18 protein-coding genes and 1 tRNA gene are annotated in these 20,539 nt (G+C 41.5%); 9 read left to right on the plus strand and 10 right to left on the minus strand.

Features of this window, described 5'->3' with window-relative positions; translation table 11 throughout:
* Positions 1-232: 232 nt before the first annotated feature.
* The 3 genes from ACFSR5_RS12440 to ACFSR5_RS12450 form a co-directional block, all read right to left on the minus strand.
* Positions 233-1,576: an OmpA family protein gene (locus ACFSR5_RS12440; RefSeq protein WP_380904221.1), complete on the minus strand. Its 1,344-nt coding sequence runs from the start codon at positions 1,574-1,576 to the stop codon at positions 233-235.
* A 247-nt stretch (positions 1,577-1,823) separates the two neighbouring features.
* On the minus strand, positions 1,824-2,690 hold the full coding sequence (locus ACFSR5_RS12445; protein ID WP_380904223.1) for a universal stress protein: 867 nt from the start codon (positions 2,688-2,690) through the stop codon (positions 1,824-1,826).
* 11 nt (positions 2,691-2,701) lie between these two features.
* Positions 2,702-3,553, minus strand: coding sequence for a universal stress protein (locus tag ACFSR5_RS12450; RefSeq protein ID WP_380904225.1), 852 nt, complete (start codon positions 3,551-3,553; stop codon positions 2,702-2,704).
* 168 nt (positions 3,554-3,721) lie between these two features.
* Here ACFSR5_RS12450 and alaS point away from each other — a divergent pair, with 168 nt between their 5' ends.
* The 3 genes from alaS (at position 3,722) to ACFSR5_RS12465 (ending at position 8,333) form a co-directional block, all read left to right on the plus strand.
* Entirely contained in the window at positions 3,722-6,334 is a 2,613-nt protein-coding gene (gene alaS / locus ACFSR5_RS12455) for an alanine--tRNA ligase (RefSeq protein WP_380904227.1), read from the plus strand.
* Between the two features lie 111 nt (positions 6,335-6,445).
* Positions 6,446-7,546, plus strand: a complete 1,101-nt coding sequence (locus tag ACFSR5_RS12460; protein ID WP_380904229.1) for a TlpA family protein disulfide reductase — start codon at positions 6,446-6,448, stop codon at positions 7,544-7,546.
* Positions 7,547-7,643: 97 nt separating this feature from the next.
* The gene (locus ACFSR5_RS12465; protein ID WP_380904231.1) at positions 7,644-8,333 is read left to right on the plus strand and encodes a response regulator transcription factor; all 690 of its coding nucleotides are present in this window, start codon (positions 7,644-7,646) and stop codon (positions 8,331-8,333) included.
* 93 nt (positions 8,334-8,426) lie between these two features.
* Here ACFSR5_RS12465 and ACFSR5_RS12470 read toward each other — a convergent pair whose 3' ends face one another.
* A complete protein-coding gene (locus tag ACFSR5_RS12470) occupies positions 8,427-8,579 on the minus strand; it encodes a hypothetical protein (RefSeq protein WP_380904233.1) in 153 nt (50 codons plus the stop codon).
* A gap of 784 nt (positions 8,580-9,363) precedes the next feature.
* Positions 9,364-9,445, minus strand: a tRNA-Leu gene (locus ACFSR5_RS12475).
* A gap of 248 nt (positions 9,446-9,693) precedes the next feature.
* Here ACFSR5_RS12475 and ACFSR5_RS12480 point away from each other — a divergent pair.
* A complete protein-coding gene (locus ACFSR5_RS12480) occupies positions 9,694-10,170 on the plus strand; it encodes a hypothetical protein (protein ID WP_380904235.1) in 477 nt (158 codons plus the stop codon).
* Between the two features lie 71 nt (positions 10,171-10,241).
* On the opposite strand, the gene ACFSR5_RS12485 is transcribed toward ACFSR5_RS12480, so the two are convergent.
* Entirely contained in the window at positions 10,242-10,826 is a 585-nt protein-coding gene (locus ACFSR5_RS12485; protein ID WP_380904237.1) for an NUDIX hydrolase, read from the minus strand.
* A 22-nt stretch (positions 10,827-10,848) separates the two neighbouring features.
* Between ACFSR5_RS12485 and pyrE the strand changes: the two genes are divergently transcribed.
* From pyrE to trxB, 4 genes are all read left to right on the plus strand, one after another.
* The gene (gene pyrE, locus ACFSR5_RS12490; RefSeq protein ID WP_380904239.1) at positions 10,849-11,493 is read left to right on the plus strand and encodes an orotate phosphoribosyltransferase; all 645 of its coding nucleotides are present in this window, start codon (positions 10,849-10,851) and stop codon (positions 11,491-11,493) included.
* Positions 11,494-11,510: 17 nt separating this feature from the next.
* Entirely contained in the window at positions 11,511-11,909 is a 399-nt protein-coding gene (locus ACFSR5_RS12495; protein ID WP_380904241.1) for an SRPBCC family protein, read from the plus strand.
* 272 nt (positions 11,910-12,181) lie between these two features.
* The gene (locus ACFSR5_RS12500; RefSeq protein WP_380904243.1) at positions 12,182-13,123 is read left to right on the plus strand and encodes an exonuclease domain-containing protein; all 942 of its coding nucleotides are present in this window, start codon (positions 12,182-12,184) and stop codon (positions 13,121-13,123) included.
* A gap of 17 nt (positions 13,124-13,140) precedes the next feature.
* Complete coding sequence (gene trxB, locus ACFSR5_RS12505) at positions 13,141-14,103, plus strand: thioredoxin-disulfide reductase (RefSeq protein ID WP_380904245.1); 963 nt, start codon at positions 13,141-13,143, stop codon at positions 14,101-14,103.
* Positions 14,104-14,230: 127 nt separating this feature from the next.
* On the opposite strand, the gene ACFSR5_RS12510 is transcribed toward trxB, so the two are convergent.
* Positions 14,231-15,019, minus strand: coding sequence for a Cof-type HAD-IIB family hydrolase (locus ACFSR5_RS12510; protein ID WP_380904247.1), 789 nt, complete (start codon positions 15,017-15,019; stop codon positions 14,231-14,233).
* Between the two features lie 142 nt (positions 15,020-15,161).
* Here ACFSR5_RS12510 and ACFSR5_RS12515 point away from each other — a divergent pair, with 142 nt between their 5' ends.
* On the plus strand, positions 15,162-16,358 hold the full coding sequence (locus tag ACFSR5_RS12515) for a class I SAM-dependent methyltransferase (protein ID WP_380904249.1): 1,197 nt from the start codon (positions 15,162-15,164) through the stop codon (positions 16,356-16,358).
* Between the two features lie 19 nt (positions 16,359-16,377).
* On the opposite strand, the gene ACFSR5_RS12520 is transcribed toward ACFSR5_RS12515, so the two are convergent.
* From ACFSR5_RS12520 to ACFSR5_RS12530, 3 genes are all read right to left on the minus strand, one after another.
* Entirely contained in the window at positions 16,378-16,737 is a 360-nt protein-coding gene (locus ACFSR5_RS12520; protein ID WP_380904251.1) for a DUF4180 domain-containing protein, read from the minus strand.
* A 274-nt stretch (positions 16,738-17,011) separates the two neighbouring features.
* A complete protein-coding gene (locus ACFSR5_RS12525) occupies positions 17,012-19,111 on the minus strand; it encodes a TonB-dependent receptor (protein ID WP_380904253.1) in 2,100 nt (699 codons plus the stop codon).
* A gap of 89 nt (positions 19,112-19,200) precedes the next feature.
* The gene (locus ACFSR5_RS12530; RefSeq protein ID WP_380904255.1) at positions 19,201-20,487 is read right to left on the minus strand and encodes a BamA/TamA family outer membrane protein; all 1,287 of its coding nucleotides are present in this window, start codon (positions 20,485-20,487) and stop codon (positions 19,201-19,203) included.
* Between the last annotated feature and the right edge of the window lie 52 nt (positions 20,488-20,539).

Consider the following 20,539-nt stretch of genomic DNA (forward strand, 5'->3'; position numbering starts at 1 on the left):
ATAGGCTCTATTGCCTAAGGCGGTGCAAAGATAATGATGTTTTTTTATAAAAAAAAATATTTAACCTTTTAATTTTCAAATATTTAAAAATTACCCAAATGTAAACCAGAAAAAAAGCCACTCTAAAATAGAGTGCCCCCAGAAAGTGTCTAACTTTTTGGGGGCATTGTAGAATAGGCAGCTTTTTTATAAAATTATACGGCCAGCGCAAAAATATAACGCCCTCAAGCTCCTAATATAAGGTGAATTCCACGCGGCGATTTATCTGGCGTCCTTCTGCTGTAGCATTGGATGCGATTGGTTGTGTTGGCCCATATCCTGTCGCCTCAATGCGCGACGCATTTGCGCCTTTCGACACGAGATACGCTTTTACCGCTTCAGCGCGTTCTTTAGATAAGCGCATGTTTGTTTGCATAGACCCTGTGTTGTCAGTATGCCCAGCTAATTTTAAACTAAAATTCTTTTCTATCAATAAGGTTGCCACGCGGTTGAGCGACGGGAATGAAGATGAACGGATGGTTGATTTGCCTAAATCAAACTCCAAATTCTTGATAGCTTCATCCACAACTTTTTTGTCTTCTTCGGTAACAACGATCTTTTCTATAACCTTGGTTTCGTTTTTCAGTTCCGGAAGCGGACATCCTGAACCGTCTACCTTGACGCCTGCTGGTGTATTTGGACATTTATCATATTTGTTTGCTACACCATCTCCGTCATCATCTTTTAAGTCATTAGTTAAGGATTCCATTTGGGATTTCAGTTCGTTGTTAGCGGCAACGAGGCGATCGCGTTCTGCCTTCATTTCATCGTACTTAGCAGTGTAATCGTTTACCAGCGTCGCAACTGGGTTCGAGTTGTTCAATGCTGGTTTCGTCCCGCTTCCGAGTGCAATCTCTAGACCGGCGTGTGCATAGGAGAACAGGTCGTTTTTAAACGTGCCTCCTGTCTGTCCGTTAAAATCTTGATTCGCCCAGTTTAATTGGTACCCAAGGTCTAGGTTGATACCTTTCGCTACCGCGAACTTGAATCCGAAATCTACAGGTACATACAATTTAGTCTGTTTCTCAGCCGTTGTATTTGTTCCATCCTGGGTCGTCGTCGTCTCAAAATTCATTGCTCCTAAACCGATAGCAGCATAAGGTTTAACGATACTGTTAAAGAATCTCCAGTTGGTATTTGCCATGGTCCACTCTCCAGAAAGTGCGCCCGACCAAGGCATCTTCGTTTCGAAAGACGATATCTGTTCGGAGGAAGCACTTTCGTTTGTGCCGCCAACCTTTCCGCCTAAATACTGTGCTTTAATTCCAAATGAAGGTGAAATTTGTTTTTTTATGTACGCGCTATATCCCACGTTATGTTCGAGCTTATCAAAACCGTCGCGGTTAAAACCAAAAATGTTGGATTGATTCAATACACCTGCATTGATACCGACAGACCATGTACGATATTGTGTAGGTGATCCAAATGGAGTAGTGCCTTCGATTGTTGTGTTGTTTTGTGCTTGGGCAATGGATATGCTGCCAATTACACCTGCTAAGCCTAAAAAGCCTACTTTTTTAACGTTAAAGTTTCCCATAAAAATATGTGTTAATCTTTTGATTATATACAAAAGAGCCTACGCAATTGTTTTGCCAAAAGTGATCCGCCGTTCTCTTTTGTATTCCTCGTTTTGGTATTTGTCGTCTTTCTGCTACAATTGGGAGGTTTTCAAGTGAAAAAGGGACGGATGGCATGTTTGCCCCAGCGAGAGAATGCAAAAATACGCCTCTCGGTAATGGTTAACCAAGAAGCATATAACAGTTATGTATCTGCGAAACTAAAAGCTACGATTGGGCGTGAACGCGCGCAAAAAATGTCGGCACCGACAGGTTATATGCCATTTTTCGAACAATATTCTCTTCGAGGAATTTTCTAAAAATGCTTTTTCTACTTTTTGTGATAAGAAGTAGGTCGATCTGCTCATCAATCAGTACGCTGTGGATTGCATGGGAGAGGTTTTCTGCTGCTCGGTTGTAAAGAGCTTGAGACTTTACAGTATACGAAATGTTTTGGATGTTTGTCCTGTCAATGATTTCCTGAATCCAAGACTTGAATTGTCCATCAATGACACGGATGTCTCGGTCATCCTTGTTTACGTGTATTAAATACAGCTCGAAATCCTTGCCAATAAGGTTGATAGCTTGTAGGAGAACTTCGATTTCTCCTTCTTTAAAATTACATAACAACCCGACACGGTCTTTTTTATATTGTGCCTTTTCTTTTGGGATACCTAACACGGGGGTTTTCGTATTGAGAATGACGTCGTACGTATTACTACCCAAAAAGATGGCCTCCAATCCAGATGATCCCTTGGTTCCCATAATGACGGCATCGTAAGCGAAAGAGGCGGTGACTTTACTGACTTCTTCAAATAAATTGCCCTCCTTAAAAATTTCGTGACAAACTATAGCAGGAAACTTCACGCGGATAGATTCCTTCAATTTATCCATTTCCTTTTTAGCAATCTCTACCTGAGGATCGACTAAGTCGGGATGGATCTGTCTGTTTACATACACGTTTGAGTGATTGGTAAATATGTGGACCATGTCCAATTCTTGTCCATTGTTATTGGTTGCAATTACTTGGCAGGCATAGTCGACTGCACGTTGCGAGTATTCTGAAAAGTCAACGGGTACTAATATTTTTTTCATGATCGTTGTGTTTAGATAGTTTTTCCAAAAAATGCCGGTTTTTGAAGCTCAAGGGCCATGGCTTTCGACACCGACGGTGTAAATAATCGCTCAAAGAATGTCTTTCTGCTTCTGGAAATCAGGATCAGATCAATGTTGTTTTCTGCAATAAGTTTACTTATGACTTCTGAAACGCTATCCAATTCTTTGTCGTCCTTCACTGTGGGCGCTGTGCAAATCTGCGTTTCACGAACCGCAGAAAATTCACGGATATTAAACACCCAAGATTCCAATCGGCTATTGACCGTTTCTATGTCTTCTGTATCTTTGTATACGTGGATTAGATCGACGTGTACATCTTGTTTAAAGATATGTAAGAATTCCTGAAGAGTAATTAGTTCCTCCTGCTTGAAATTCGTCAACAAACCAACTCTTGTCAATTCGTTAGGTAGCGATTTGTTGGGTACAGCAATTACCGGTATGGGGGATTTTGCGGCGATAGCAGCTGTATTGCTGCCCCAAAAAATGTTTTTATCTCCTGTTGCCCCGGTTGTACCCATGATGATGGCAATATACTCCTCACGTTTTGCCTCTTTCGGGAGAACCTCTTCTAACAATCCGCGGTCATTATGGTATGAAATCAGTAGTTCAGGGTATAAGGCTTGAAGTTTTCCTGCCCAGTCCTTTATAGTCAAGTCGGCTTTGAGGATATCAGAATGTTCGGATTCTTCCGTAAGTTCAGCTTCATCGAAACCAGAAGAGCGCGCGGTGTAATAATGTACAATATGTAAGCTGAATTTCTGTTTCATACCTAGTTCCGCTGCGTATGTCGCCGCTAAAAAGGCATTATCTGAGAAATCAGTTGGTACTAGAAGTTTCTTCATAAAAATGCTTGGGTTTCTGTATAAAAGTACGAATAATATATGGTAATAGAATCGGTTTCCTGAACATTTTGTCAGATTGCACGATGCAGCATTGTTGTCAAGATTGCGCGTTGTGAGAGCGATCATTTTTGACTAAATTTGCATCTTAAAATAGAATAAGAACATTCCATGACCAGTAAAGAAATTCGTGCCGCTTTTTTAGATTTTTTTAAAAGCAAATCCCATCAAATAGTGCCTTCAGCGCCAGTAGTTGTTAAGAACGATCCCACGCTGATGTTCACCAACGCGGGGATGAACCAGTTTAAAGAACTGTTTTTAGGCGAGGCGCAACCTAAATTTCCTCGCGTGGCAGACACTCAGCGTTGCTTGCGTGTCTCGGGAAAACATAATGATTTGGAAGAAGTCGGAATCGATACCTATCATCATACATTATTTGAGATGTTGGGAAATTGGTCGTTTGGCGACTACTTTAAGAGGGAAGCTATTTCATGGGCATGGGAACTTTTGACGCAAGTTTATAAGCTGGATAAGGATCGTTTATATGTGACTATATTTGAAGGTGATCCGGCAGAAGAGCTCGCGCGCGACACCGAAGCTCAAGACTTATGGAGGAGTTTTATCGCCGAAGATAGGATTTTGTTAGGAAACAAGAAGGATAATTTTTGGGAAATGGGCGAAACGGGACCATGTGGGCCTTGTTCCGAAATCCATTACGACATGCGATCGGAAGCAGATCGTTTGGCTCTACCCGGACAGGAACTGGTCAATGCTGATCATCCGCAAGTAATCGAAATTTGGAACTTGGTATTCATGCAATTCAATCGTCTGAAAAGCGGTAAACTGGAAACTCTACCCGCGAAACATGTGGATACAGGTATGGGTTTCGAGCGGTTAGTTCGGGCTATACAGGGTAAAACGTCAAATTATGATACTGATGTCTTTCAACCGATTATACAGTATATAGCTGAACGATCTGGGATAGCCTATGGGGCCGAAGAGAAGTCGGATATCGCCATGCGTGTACTTGCTGATCATATTCGCGCCGTCGGTTTTGCTATTGCAGACGGTCAACTGCCGTCCAATAATAAAGCCGGTTATGTCATCCGTCGAATTTTGCGTCGCGCCGTGCGTTACGCCTACACTTTCCTAGGGTTTAAAACTCCATTTATCAACGAATTGGTTCCCTTATTAGCAGAGCAATTTGCTGGTGTGTTCGACGAGTTGATTCAGCAACAGAACTTTGTTCAGAAGGTAGTATTGGAAGAAGAGGTTTCGTTTTTACGAACATTGACTACAGGTATTCAGCGGTTCGAGAATTATGTGACAGGTCACACACAGATTGATGGAGATTTTGCCTTTGAGCTCTTTGATACCTATGGCTTTCCAATAGATTTGACCGACTTGTTATCTCGCGAAAAAGGATTAACTGTCGATATGACGGGGTTTCAGGCTGCCCTGCAGTTACAAAAGGAGCGTTCACGTGCGGCAACAGCGATTGATACCGGGGATTGGGTCGTTGTAAATGATGAAGAAGAATCGACGTTTGTCGGGTATGATTACCTCGAGGCGCAAACAAAAATTCTTAAATACAGAAAGGTGTCTGCCAAAGGAAAGGATCAGTACCAACTTGTTTTATCCGTAACACCTTTCTACCCGGAGGGAGGTGGGCAGATCGGTGATTCTGGTTTATTGATATCAGAGACCAATGAGAAGATATGTATAGCGGATACTAAGAAAGAAAACGGGCTCATTGTACATTTTGTGAATGAGTTACCTTCGGTGTTAGAAGGTGACTTTAAAGCTTTGGTTGACCAAAACAGGCGCTTCGATATCGAAAACAACCATTCGGCAACGCATTTGCTTCATTCGGCATTGAAGCATGTGCTTGGAGATCATGTTAATCAAAAAGGATCGTTGGTAACGTGTGATCTATTGCGTTTTGACGTATCTCATTTCGCAAAGATCTCGTACGAGGAAATTAAACAAATTGAAGATATAGTAAACGGCAAGATCCGGGAGAATATCGTACTGAAAGAAGAACGAATGGTTCCTTTCCAAGAGGCGTTGGATAGCGGAGTTACGGCACTGTTCGGTGAAAAGTATGGAGATTATGTGCGAGTAATCACTTTTGATGATACTTTTTCGAAGGAGTTGTGCGGAGGAACACACGTGCGATCGACCGGACAGATTGGCTTCTTTAAGATTACGTCGGAGTCGGCTGTAGCGGCAGGAGTCAGACGGATTGAAGCTATCACAGGTACGCAGGCGTATGCGGCGATTCGTGAACAGTTCGAGCTCGTCAATAACATACGAGATTTGATGAACAATCCGAGAGATTTTGTCTCTTCCGTTTCCAAATTGATCGATGAAAATAATGATCTGAGAAAAGAGATCGAGAGTCATATTCATCAACGATCGTTAGCGCTTAAAAATGAATTGATAACAAAATTCGAAACCTTGAATGGCGTAAATTTCTTAGCGACTCAGGTTGATCTGCCAAATGTTGATGCGGTGAAGACGCTGGCTTATGCCCTAAAAGGTGGGATTGAGAATATTTTTTTAGTTCTTGGAGCAGATTTTGAAGGAAAACCAAGTTTAACCGTTGCAATCTCGGACGATCTGGCGAAATCTAAAGGCTGGAATGCAGGCGCTATTGTTAAAGAATTAGCGAAAGACATTCAAGGCGGGGGGGGCGGCCAACCATTTTTTGCAACTGCTGGAGGTAAGTTTAGTCCCGGTTTGTCAAAAGCCATAGATAGAGCAAAAGATTTTTTAAAATAACATATATGGCTATGCACCATTTGGTGTATAGCCATCATTTGTAATAAACGTAATTGCATGTTGGAGATGTTTATACAGGACTATTAGCCAATATGCGTAAATAAATAGGAGATGAGAAAAGCTATCGGTATTTTAGGTTGTTTAAGTTTGTTGTTTATTGGTGCTTGTTCCAAGAAGGATGTGATTTTGGTCTCCGGACGGATTGATAACCCAGGAAACGTGAAAGTCGTCGCGTTTTATGAGGGCGATCGGAAATTAGATTCTGTTTTTTTAGCGGATGGTAACCAATTTAAATTTGAACGTGAGGCTACACAACCGCGTTTGCTGTCTATCGCAATCGGGAATAATAAGTATCCGGTGATTCTTAGCCCAGGCGAACCCCTTTCGTTTACAGCAGATATGCATCGCCCCGAGGAATATAGCGTAGAAGGGTCTCCATTAACCGCAGCTTTGAAGGAATTTGCTCCGCACAAAAGAAGGAAGGAATTTGTCCAGGACTCATTACAAGCCGCCTTTACAAAAGTGACCTCTGGTAAGTCTGCGGAAGAGATAGAACGTCTTCGTTTTGACTATCTGACGGCGTTCAAGTCTAAATTGGCTGCGTATACTACCCAGGCCGTTCAGTTTGCCGATAAACATAAAGATAACTTGGCCGGGTTTTATGCGATCAGCACATTGGATCCAGAAGTTGCCGAATCAGAGATTATTCGATATGCAGAGGAAATCGCTGGTCAATTTGCAGACAACCGATATGTTTCCCAATTTAAGGAAGAGGCAAAGAAACTAAAGCGACTAGCTGTAGGCCAGCCGGCGCCGGAGATTGAATCGTTTACGCCAACAAATCAACCAGTCAAATTATCAGATTTTAGGGGGAAGTATACATTGGTTGATTTTTGGGCATCTTGGTGTGCACCGTGTAGGCAGGAAAATCCGAATATTTTAAAGCAGTATCATGCATTCAAGGAGAAAGGTTTTACAGTTTTAGGAGTATCTTTGGACAACAATCCCGGCAGTTGGATGCGTGCGATAAAAGATGATCAATTGGAGTGGACGCAGGTTTCCGATTTACAAGCATGGAGTTCGCCACTAATCATCAGTTATCGTATTAAAGCGATACCGACATCCTATCTTGTCGACCCTAGCGGAAATATTTTAGCGAAAAATTTACGTGGAAAAGAATTGGAAGCTTTTCTGCAAAAAACACTACACTAAAAATATATGTTTAACTAGTGTTAAGTGTTAACAATTTAATAACACTACATTAACTTTATTTTACCATTTAGTACATAATTTAGCAAAAAAACTACAAATGAGCGTCAATCAAAAAATACTAGTGGTAGATGATGAACACGATATCGTCGATTTGATTTCCTATAATCTAACCAAAGAAGGTTATCAAGTTTATCAAGCTCACAACGGTAAAGAGGGGATAGAGATGGCCAAACAGGTGAATCCGGATCTCATTATACTGGACGTGATGATGCCGGAGATGGACGGTATTGAAGCTTGTCGTTTGATGCGTTCTATGCCTGAGTTCAAACATACGTTTATGGTTTTCCTTACGGCTCGCAGTGAAGAGTATTCCGAGATTGCAGGTTTTAATGTAGGTGCGGATGACTATATCGCGAAGCCCATCAAGCCACGTGCTTTGATGAGTAGAATAAACGCGATACTTCGTCGAAATAGTGCAGAAACGGAAATCAGCAATGGTGATAAGTTGGAAATCATGGATCTAGTTATTGATAGAGATTCTTTTTTGGTATATCGCGATACTGACAAGATAACATTGGCGAAAAAGGAATTTGAACTTTTGTATCTTTTGGCCTCCAAACCAAATAAAGTCTTCACGAGAGAGCAGATTTTAAAAGCTATTTGGGAAGATTCGGTAGTCGTTACGAACCGGACTATTGATGTACATATACGGAAGTTGCGCGAGAAAATCGGAGAAAACTACGTTGCTACGGTAAAAGGTGTGGGTTACAAGTTTGAGCTTAATTGAGATGTTTACAGGAACTGAGATAAATAGGCAAGTCATTTGACTTGCTTTTTTTTCAAACATTTGATAATCATGTGTATATCTATTATTCTGGGCTTATTCGCCATTGTGTTTTTCTGTCCTGGTTGTGGTACGGTTTAAATCTTTTTCCAACCCTTTTCGGTCTCGTTGGTTTCGAAAGACGAGCCAAAAGATCAACAAGATGATGCCAAGGGCAACGGCTCCGATGATGATATAGTTAACTTCCATAGTTTCTATTCTAGATTTCAATAACTTACTCCGAGCTTGATCGGCTTAGCTGTCAGAGACGAGACTTTATCAATATTTTTTTAAAGATATACATAAACACGTACTCATTTATCAAAAAAAAAGGCTTAACGAATAAATAATATTGGATCAATCAGAATTCATAGACTGAGCACGAAAAAAAATCTCTGCTTGAAACCTTTTTATGTTATGGAGCGTAAAACTATCTATCATTTAGTTTGATGGGACGTAAGCGATACTCATTACACTTATATTGTGAATTATTAACCTTGCTAAAGGATGTATTGACGAATTGTATCTGGTGGGACCTATTGAACAAACCAAATAGCCATCCGACCACAAGAGAGTGTTCTGCCCATATTGTTTTTGTAAAATATTGCTATGTTTCTGCCCATCATGCCCCCATTTGATGTTCATGCCTTCTCGTAATAGGCTAGGACCATGGTATATCAAATCGATTTTCTTGATTCGCTATTGCAGGTTCATTTTTAAGTTGCTCCAATCAACGGAACCTTCATACGGAATGAGAGACAATAGAGAATAACCATTCTTCATTACTCAGTATTCAAAACCTAGAATATGCCTGAAAATTCAAAGTATGTTCGGATGTATTAAATGATACCATGGCCGAAAATTATGTCTGCAAAATGTCCGCGAAACTTTCGGCTTGAATTATTAAAACATCCGTGTCAAGGGTGTGTTTATGTCGTTCAAACAAGGTTTTACGAAAAAATGCGAGTCGTCACCGGCTCGCATTCTAGTAAAGTACCCAGCGCCGGAGTCGAACCGGCACATCCGAAGATATTGGTGTTTGAGACCAACGCGTCTACCAATTCCGCCAGCTGGGCAAGCTGTTTTTCCTTGTTGACGATGCAAATATAGAATATGTTTTAAGTAATCCCAAATATATTCTTGCTAAATTTATTGAAGTTGCTGATTCTTAACTTATTTATTTTAATTGGCGAGGAGGAAGCGCCGAAAAGCAGTGTTGTGGGTGGATTAACATAATTTAACGAACACCATTTAAACGTTTGGCGTCCGAATCAATCTATTGGCTGTAAAGGAACGTGACAATAAATCTTAAAACGTAAAAAATATGAGAAAGATACTAACATTAGCTGTTTTGGCTGCAGGTTTGAATTTAGTTTCATTTGGGCAAACAACATTGGATCCAGATCGTACAAACAGAGACAAACACCGACATGGTCGCCAGGCCAGCAGCAAGGAAAATCAGTCACCTGAGCAAATCGCTAAATTGCGAACCATCCGATTGGACAAAGAGTTGAAATTTACTGACACGCAACGTGAAAAAGTGTACTCGCTCCAGCTAGACCAGGCCAAACGTCAGAAGGCCTACAAGCAGGAGATGAAGAAATTACACGAAGCAAGGAGAGCGGAACAAAAGTCGGACATGAGTAAGTTGCATCAATTGCTTACCCCCGAACAACAAAAGTTAGCAAGGGAGAGATTTACACACCGCAAGGGAGAAAAGTTTATGCGTAAAAAGCGGGAGTTTAGGAAAGGTGGTTCTATGGATAATCAAAAGTCCCCTGAGGGTAAGTTAGAAGGCTAACAAAGCGTTAACAGTAACGGTCAAGTCTATTTCTAGATAGAAGGGAAAGGGGAGACTTCCCCTTTCTTTTTTTAAAGTTGTTTGATGATTTGCGCAATGAGTGGATATGTGTTTTCTTTAACCGATGTTAGTTCCCCTTTTCCCAACCAACGCGCATCGGTTATATCTTCTTCTGTCTGTGGAACAAGCTTTGGAGATTTATTAACGCCCATCTCGTACCAGTTGGTTTGTTTTAGGACTAATTTGCCACGCATTACATATGTATGATAGGTTGTTTGTACCTTCGGTCCCAAATAATTTATGCGAATACCGCACTCTTCTTCCACCTCTCGAACCGCAGCTTCTTTCATTTTTTCATTATCTTCAACTTTCCCTTTTGGAAGATCCCATTTTCCCAATCGATGTATAAACAAGTATTTTCCTTCGCCATTTTTCACCACGCCGCCAGCAGCTTTGATAATGTTGTTTTTTTGCAAAATGGATTTGAAAACCAGTTCAATATCCGGATGTACATATAAATACGTTAGGCCCTTGCTAGTCTTATTCTTGGATGCTTGGAAAAGTTTTTCTAGGTCAATATCTTGTAAACCAATTGTTTGAACAATAGATAGTTTCTTTGGTACGAAATCAGCTAAAATTAGCTGACATTCGTTCATATAAATTTTATAAATTTGTGCCATGAATAATTTAAATGAGGTTGAACAAAAAATTGCTGAATCTTTATTGCAAATTAAAGCAATAAAATTACAACCTAAAAACCCTTTTACATGGGCTTCGGGTTGGAAGTCTCCAATTTATTGTGATAATCGTATTACGCTATCACATCCATCTATCCGAACATATATTCGTCAGAAACTATCACAACTTATTCAGGAAGAATTTGGTACGGTAGAAATGGTTTCAGGGGTAGCGACAGCCGGAATTCCGCAAGGCGTTTTGGTTGCACAGGATCTAGGTTTGCCTTTTACCTACGTGCGGAGTAGTGCTAAAGATCATGGCCGACAAAATTTGATTGAAGGAGAAGTGATTAGCGGGCAACGAGTAGTTGTCGTGGAGGATCTGATTTCTACGGGGAAAAGTAGTTTACAAGCTGTTGAGGCCTTGCGTGCTGCAGGTTGTAATGTGGTGGGGCTTGTGTCGATTTTCACGTATGGATTTGAAGAGGCGGTGCAAAATTTTGCTCAAGCTAAATGTTCTTTCTTTAGTTTGTGCGATTATGATTCGTTAATCAAAGTTGCGGTGACGAACGGATACGTGCTGGAATCGGATGTGGCATTGTTAGAGCAATGGCGTAAAGATCCTTCAACTTGGACAAGTGAATAACTCCAAATGGTAAGGATATGACAATCATTCAAAATAGTGTTGATATACATAAGCCAATAGCGGAGGTCTATACATTTCTCGCTGACCTCAACAACCACGAGCAATTGATGCCTGATAATATTTATAATTGGACATCGACGGCAGATGAGGCGCGTTTCACGATTAAAAATATGGCTAAATTAGCGCTGAAAATTAGTCAACGAATCGAAAACAAAGAAATTGTATGCATACCGTCCGAAGAGGCGCCTTTTACGATCACATTGCGCTGGAGAGTTCTTGAAACATCTCCTAAGGTTACGCAGGCAACATTTGTCATTGAAGCTGAACTGAATATGATGATGAAGATGATGGCTGCAGGCCCTCTTCAAAAGTTGGTTGATCATCAAGTAAATAAGTTGCAAGAAACATTGGCGTAATCCGCTGTGGTGGCTTTTTTTAAGATGTCCCGGTCATTTGATCCGGGATTTTTCTTTTAAAGGATCGTACAAACTATTGGCATGTAGCGAGTTTAGTTTCTTTTAAGGCAACGATCAATCAGAGGCTGCCGTGAAGGGCGATTGTGAAAAAGATAACGAGGGGTCGTTCTTTAGGAAAAACCGTGAGATTAGTGTCATTAATTTGATGTGAACAAGAGAAGAATGAAAGAGTTTTGTATTTTTGTTTTTCGAGTTTAATCAAACATTGTTAAATGGAATTACAATTAAAACGCCCCTTGGCTTTTTTTGATTTGGAAACAACTGGGGTGAATATCTCTGTAGACCGTATTGTTGAACTTTCCATATTGAAGGTGTGGCCCGACGGGAAAGAAGAAGTCCTGACTACCCGGATCAATCCGGAAATGGCGATCCCGGCGGAATCATCTGTTTTCCATGGTATTTTTGACGAAGACGTTAAAGACCTTCTGCCGTTTAAGGATCGTGCATTGGAAATCAGAGATTTTATTGGCGACGCTGATCTTGCCGGCTACAATTCCAACAAATTTGATGTGCCGATGCTCATGGAAGAATTTTTACGTGCAGGAATTGACTTTTCGTTGGAAGGGCGTGCGTTTGTTGATGTGCAAAATATATTTCATCAAATGGAGCAGCGAACATTGAAGGCGGCGTATCGTTTTTATTGTGATGCTAACCTCGAAAACGCGCATACAGCAGAAGCAGACGTTCGGGCAACGTATGAGGTCTTAAAAGCGCAGCTTTCTAAATATGAGCATGCACTTTTTGAGGACAAACACGGTAACGTTTCCAAACCGGTGGTCAATGATGTGGAAGCACTACATAAATTTACCAACTTAAGTAATCCAGTTGATTTTGCGGGCCGTTTGGTTTACGATGAAGCAGGAGATCCTTGTATTAACTTCGGGAAGCATAAAGGAAAAAAAGTGACGGATGTCTTCGACGTAGAGCCCAGTTACTATGCCTGGATGCAGAATGGTGATTTTCCGTTGTACACCAAAAAGGTATTAGAAGGGATATGGAATACGCACCGAAATAAGAAAAAAGAGCAAAAAGATTCCCGGGTCGTAACAAAACGTGAGGCGAGCAGTAAAGAAAATCCTGCGAAGAAAATCGAGCAAGATCGTCCGATAACCACGGACATGCTAAAACAATTGCAAGGCAAATTTGGTAAATAAAATTTTAACTAATACACATGACAAATACGGAGGAATTAGAGCATTTACAGTGCGTAATCATTGGTTCAGGCCCTGCGGGATATACAGCTTCAATCTATGCTGCTCGAGCGGATCTGAAACCCGTAGTCTACACAGGGATCGTTCCAGGAGGACAGTTGACACAGACTACGGAAGTCGACAATTTTCCAGGCTATCCACAGGGTATTACCGGACCCATTATGATGGAGGATTTGAAAGCCCAAGCTGAGCGCTTTGGTACAGATGTTCGGTTTGGTTATGCGACAAAGGTGGACTTCTCTAAAGACGGAGGAACCCATAAGGTACAAATCGACGGGGCAAAGTGGATTACAGCGGAAACTGTAATTATTGCTACCGGAGCAACAGCAAAATGGCTTGGTTTACCATCAGAGGAAAAATATAATGGATTTGGGGTTTCCGCATGTGCGGTATGTGATGGGTTCTTTTTCAAAGGGCAGGATGTGGCGATTGTAGGTGCGGGTGACACGGCAGCCGAAGAAGCGACCTATCTTGCGAAATTATGTAGAAAAGTATATATGCTTGTCCGTAGAGACGAATTTCGTGCTTCTAAAGCGATGGTACATCGTGTAATGAACACCTCAAACATCGAAGTTCTTTACAATACAGAAACATTGGAAATTTTGGGTAATGAACAAGGTGTGCATGCTGTGAAGGTCTTAAACAATCGTAGCAATGAGGAAAAAACGCTGGATGTGACAGGTTTCTTCGTGGCTATTGGACACAAGCCTAACACCGAGTTGTTCCAAGGTGTTTTGGAAATGGATGAAACAGGATATCTTTTAACGAAAGCTGATAGTACAGCGACGAATGTACCGGGAGTATTTGCTTGTGGAGATGTGCAAGATCATATCTACCGCCAGGCGATCACAGCCGCTGGTACTGGATGCATGGCCGCACTCGAAGCAGAGCGTTACTTAGCGGCTAAACATAGTGGAGAATAACATGTTTTATTCTTTGTAGACAATAGATAAATGGAAACGGAATCTTGCGATAAGCTAGATTCCGTTTTTTTAAAGAGGGAGTCGAGCCGTTCATTCTATACCTATGTTCAATAGAATAAATGTGATATCAAATGACCTTATAGTATTGTAGTGCTTTCTCAATACCCTTGCTATCAACATCTGCCGTTACATAATCGGCGATTTCTTTTACTTCTGGATTTGCATTGCCCATAGCTACTCCGATCGCAACATGTTTTAACATCGTAATATCATTTCCTCCATCACCAAAGGCCATGGTCTGTTTAATATCCAGTCCGAAGTGTGCACAAAAAATATCTATACCCACTTGTTTACTTTGTCCTTTTGGGTTTACGTCCGCAAAGAGAGGCGTCCAGCGCGAAGCGAGGGAATTGGGCATAACTTTTTGCATAAATTCGCTCTCATCTTCGGGACCTAGAAAGATATTGGTTTGCAATACACTGGAAAGATCGACGTTGTCCACGTCCACAAGTGGTGGAACCGGCAGATTGAGATGCGCATACATACCTGCGATTTCCGGTGTTACATCGTGAATCGTGATCTTTTCTTCGGACATGAAGGAGAAGCTTAACGGATGGTCTTTCGCATAATTAAGTACGGCTTGAATATCGCGAGGATCAATAGCTTGCCTAAATAATACTTCACCCTCCCGGGTGACGCAATAACCGCCATTGAATGTGATGAATCCATCGAAATTTAGGTATTTGACATGGTCAATACTATTGATGGATCGTCCTGTCGAAACGATAACTTTTATTCCTCTTTCCTTTAGTTTCTTAATAGCCTCTTCGGTACTTTTAGGTACTTGATGTGTTTTGAAGCTCAATAACGTACCGTCGATGTCAAAAAAAACGGCTTTAATGGTGAAATCCTGCATAAAGCAAAAGTAACAAAGCGGAACAGAGTGGTCAACTTATTCTCGTGACATATTTGTAAAATTCTACAAAAGTTATGACACCTGTTCAAGGTGGCGTGAATGTCTTTCCGCATTTGCCTATATTTGCAGATATTTTGTTGCTATGGATCCGTATTTAAATTTTTTGAACCGTATTAATCAGTGTCTGAAGACGAAAACATTTGTTAAATTATCGCTTGGAAACTATAAGGGAACGGAAGCGGACCTCAAAAATATGTATGTGAAGCCGATATCGATTAAACGCGTCGAGAACCTGTCTTTTGTGTTCAGGTATAAAACAAAAGATATAACGAAGAATTATCCAGTGGATTACGGAATGGAGTTCTTAGTCAACTGCCTAGGTTCCAATGGATTTTGTGCCGCTACGTTGTTTACGCTCGAGGCAAATACAACCTTGCAATTGGGAAAAAAAGGCCAGTGGTATGAAAGAAACGAACCTCCGACTGTAAAGTCTTTACCTACCTATATGCATGATCGCCAAAAGATCCGCAAGCTGCCCGATACTGCAAGAACATATTTACAAGCTTTACGTATCAGTGATTCGAATGGCAAAATCTATAAGAATGCGCAAAACAAATGGAAGCAGATTAATCATTACCTGGAAATTTTAAGCGCAATGTTGGATGGGTTGCCCTCGAAGGAGAGACTTGAAGTGGTGGATATGGGAGCAGGAAAGGGTTACCTCACTTTTGCGTTATATGACTACCTGCAGCATTCCATAAAAGGAAGTGTCCATGTGACGGGGGTGGAATACCGGCAAGATCTGGTAGATTTTTGTAATGATATCGCTAAACAATCTGGATTTGAGGCCTTGTCTTTTACACAGGGAACCATCGAAGGTTATATACCAACTGGGCATCTCGATATGCTTATTGCACTGCACGCATGTGACACAGCTACGGATGACGCTATCGCCAAAGGTATTCAATATGGCGCGGAATTGATTGTGGTAGCTCCCTGTTGTCATAAACAGATCCGGAGAGAAATGGAGCAAGCTAGAACGAAAAACGAACTAGATTTCTTGCTTCAGCACGGAATCTTCATGGAACGCCAAGCAGAAATGTTGACGGATGGATTTCGTGCACTTATTATGGAATATTTCGGCTATCAGACTAAAGTATTTCAATTTATTGCCGACACGCATACGCCGAAGAACATACTTATTGTCGGTATAAAGAAGCCCTTACGTGTAGAAAAACAGCAAGAAATCCTTCAAAAGATCGCTACGAGTAAGGCTTATTTTGGTATTGGGTATCATCATTTAGAACGCCTGCTTACTATGAAGACGCTGCCGCAATGATGGACGCCAAGTTCGTCCGTTACGTCGCTAATTTTGTCAAGGCCTCATCCAGATTCTGGGCGAAATGAACCTGTTTTCCTGAATTGCACTCTCGAATGAAATCCGATAAACTGTCGGAAGAAATGTTCCTCCAATCGCCAACCAGTGTGATTCGCATTCGATAGTTCGTGAACTTTTGTAAAATCTCACCTGCTATTTTCGTTCTTAAATCAAAAAAATGCGTAGCGATATGGGTAGCATCCAAAATTAGGGCATCAAAGCCTTGGTAATATATATATCCTATAAAATCGGTGGCATCATCCACTGTTTGAAATAGAGTTTCCGTAGTATGTATTTGAGCTACGCGAAGTTGTCCAATTGTATGTTCGGTAATTTCCATGTAAATGCTTTAAGGCAATAATACGGATATTTACCTGTTTTGACAACTAACAGCTTGGAAACGGGGATTGGAATAAAATATCATAGAACATTGTAAATTACCCATTTCCGGGTATGTGATCTTGCCATTAAGCATATTAATTTTGGGTTACGATCACCTATCTCACGGGAAAGAGCTAAGGATGGGTCGTTCAAGAGATATGTAACGTTTGTTTTTCTATAATGTGATAGGTTATGTAGGTTGGCCACTCTTCCCCAGAGTGGCCTTTTTTGGCTTATATGATTTGATGACGTATTGTTTTCCATGAGATTCTTACTCCACCGTAAAAATTTCTTGGAGGTGCCGGATTGAAAAACCGGTTACCAAATGCGTTGATGTCGTTTCCTAGGCTATACCGCTCGTTGAGCAAATTGTCTACGCCTGCAAACATATGGAGTTGCAACTTTTTTATCGATGGGAACGTAATTCCAGCTTTAGCCTGCACTAGGTGGAAGGCATCAGCGTATACCGTATTGGCATCATTCAAAGGCATGGACGACACATAATTGTGAAAAATATGAAACTGTATATTTGCTGGAAAAGTAAACGACAAGCTGTTCGTCACGGTCCAATCAGGAACCGCCGTCACGGCATTGCCGGTGAAGTCTTCATTATCAATTTGATAGGTGTCAAATTCATAAAAATTGCGGGCCAAGGAGGTTTGATAATCAAGTTGCTTTACAAGTCTTGTAGAAGAAGGCGACAAAATATGAGCAAGAAACATAGCCTCTACTCCCTTTTGATCTATTTTCCCGGCATTGACGTAATACTCTGCACCGTCATTGCGGAGCTGTCGGACAATACCATTATCCATTTGATACGTGTAAGCCGAAACATCTGCTAACAACCGTCTATTTTTGCTTTCCAACCGAACTCCGAGTTCGTAATTCACTCCTGTTTCGGCTTGCAATTCTGTATTAATTTGGTTGTCAGAAGATCGGACTTCAGCTAGCGTTGGGGCGGAGTAACCTTTTGAGACGGATGCGCGAATCGCTACGTGCGAGTTGATTAGATAAGAGGAAGCGAATCTAGGCATCCAAATATGTCCAAAATCAATTTCACCATTCGGATCGATAATCTTAGGATAATGAGAAACATAGTTTATCGTAGCGGTGTTTAAACCGATAGATCCCTCCACTGTCCAGCGGTTGGCTATCTTCGCCATCGCGCGGTAAAATAAACTGGCTTGCGCATTGTATAGATCATCTTTATTTTGTTCATTCCCACGGACTCCTTTGTTATTGTCGTAATTTTCGATCATATTCCACCCTTTTTGTCCCTCGAAACCCGCCTGCATTTGCCAGCTGAACCGTGCATGCTTATTCTTTGCAAAAGAGAGATATGTCCGGATTCCAAGATTACGTTCAGCACGTACCTCGAAATTGGTGATAAACGGGTTTTTGAGGTCCGTGTGTGAACCGAAAAGACTGATGTGATGCGATAATTTCGAAGAAAGCATCGCTGTATGCGAGATACCACCGAATAAGGTCTTGTTATATATTCCTGCATGTTGTTCTTTCGCTCCGGGGTTCGGCCCTGCTGCAGGACGTGCCATTCGAGGATTCTCTTGAAACTGAGTATCGGTAAGCCCACCTGGCGTCTGATAGCCAAGATCAGAATAGAGTAAGAATAATTTCAAAACGTTGTCGTTATGATAACGCCAACGGTGGGCAGTCTGAAATGTTTTTTTGTTCAATGCCGTCTGATCACGGTAACCGTCCGAACGTTGGAAAGATTGATCGAAGGAGAACTGGTAAGTATCTGACATATTTTTCTGCAGAGATAGCTGTTCTTGGAATAAACCATACGCACCTGTGGTGAAAAGGACCTCCGCTTGATCGGGCGCTGACGAGAATCCTTTGGGATCAATGCGTACCACTCCTCCCGAATTGGCTCCATATAATGAGCCGTCAGGTCCTTTTAATACATGGATACTGTGAATTGAAAAGGGATCAATAAGGTTCAGGTAGGTGTTGCCCCCAGCATCCGTTAGCGGGAACTCATCAATATAAATTTTGGCATTGCGAATACCAAATGGGGAGCGGATCAGACTTCCACGCATAGCTAAACGGTAGCTTCCTGGCGATCGCTCTTCCATACGTAACCCGGCTATCTCATTCAGGGCAGATAAGAGTGAGTGTGTCTGTTGGCGTTGCAGGTGGAGTTCATTTATGGATTGAGCCGAAGTTGTTAACCCCAGTAAGGGTTGGGTACTGAAATAAGCGTGGATGTTAATAGGTTGGATGGACGCTGTATCACGGGTTTCTTGGCCAGATACGAAAAATGTATAAAAAATGAATGGTATAATCGACAGAAATTTTGAAAGATAGTTCATGTTGTAAATTTTCGCTTCGAGTAGTTCGAAGGTACGTATTTTGGACGATGTGACAGCAAATTGTTCGTATTGTAATACGAACATGAGACTTAAAACGCTTCGTTCAGCCCCAGAAATAACCCCCTTTGTCCAAACCGACCCAAGGCGTAATCTATACAGAGATTAGTTCGGGTAGCTTTGTTGAATAATATGCGTAAACCCGTACCTGCAGCCGGTTCCCAACGTTCGAATAGTTTTGTGCCGAGCCGGTCGTTTGCGGTTTGTATGTTTGCGAAAACCACACCACTGAGAAACTGGTTTCTTAGTATTGGAAAACGGTATTCCACTTCAGAATAGAAAAATGAGTTTCCTTTGAAATACCCATTAGTATATCCCCGCCCGCTTCTGGAATAGGTGTCTCTCCCGGTGCCTGGTAAGTCGAGGTAAGCAAGTTTTCCATCTACACTATAGGATCCCCAATGCCAAAAAGCAAGTACGTGATTAGGACGTGTTTTAGATAATGACCAATATTTTCGAAAGTCTGTTTGCAACTGCAGGGCATTTTGGGCGCTTCCCATCCAAGTTTGGCTCATGCGTAATACAATGTCGGCATAGATACCTTTATAAGCGCTGTTGGGATTATCGCGTGTCATATATTGCCAGTTGATCATTAAGCCGTTGTTGTTATATTTTTCTGGGTGATATCCGGTCAAGTTGCTATAAACCGAAAGGGGGGTGGTGTCAGGGTTACCTAGGGTGTGAATGTTCCTTTTAAGTTCGATGAATATGCCCGCTCCGACAAACATGCCTGGGAGAAGATTTTTGTATAATCTTTCGTTAAGGCTGTAAACGGTGTATTCGTTGACAAAGCGCGTGCGTTCTGGGTTATTAAGCACTGATTCTTCTAGACTCGTTGAACTGATGCTGTTTCCCATTCCCATACCGTAATCTAGTGCAACCATCTTGGCGACCACAAGTCCGCCTTTGATATTCCATTTATTTTGCTTGGTATAGGTATCGTGAGCGAGGTAACCAAATATAATGCCACGTGTGGTGTAACTGAGGGCGGTGGCAAAGGTCGACATCGTCGTTTTTGAGGGATCACCAAGATAGAGCCCACCAACAACCTTAGCGCCAATCTGAAAACCAATGCTGGGGTTATAATTTATATTCGGCAGGATGGAGATGCCGGATCTTTTTTTTATTATTTTTTTCGAGGTATCCCGACGGATAAAACGGCTAATATCTTTGAAGCCGTCACTAATGTCATACAAATGACTGTATGATGGAATCGAATCTTTTGAGTCGTTGATAATCGTGTCTTTTAAAATGATGTTTTGCGCCGAAGCGGAATACAAACTGAACACCAAAAAAAGGACGATTAAGATTCTATACATGCATATCTACTTTTCTTCTCCATTAACAACGGGAATTAGCCGTTGTTTGCGA

This window comes from Sphingobacterium suaedae, from assembly GCF_042684625.1.
Lineage (GTDB): Bacteria > Bacteroidota > Bacteroidia > Sphingobacteriales > Sphingobacteriaceae > Sphingobacterium > Sphingobacterium suaedae.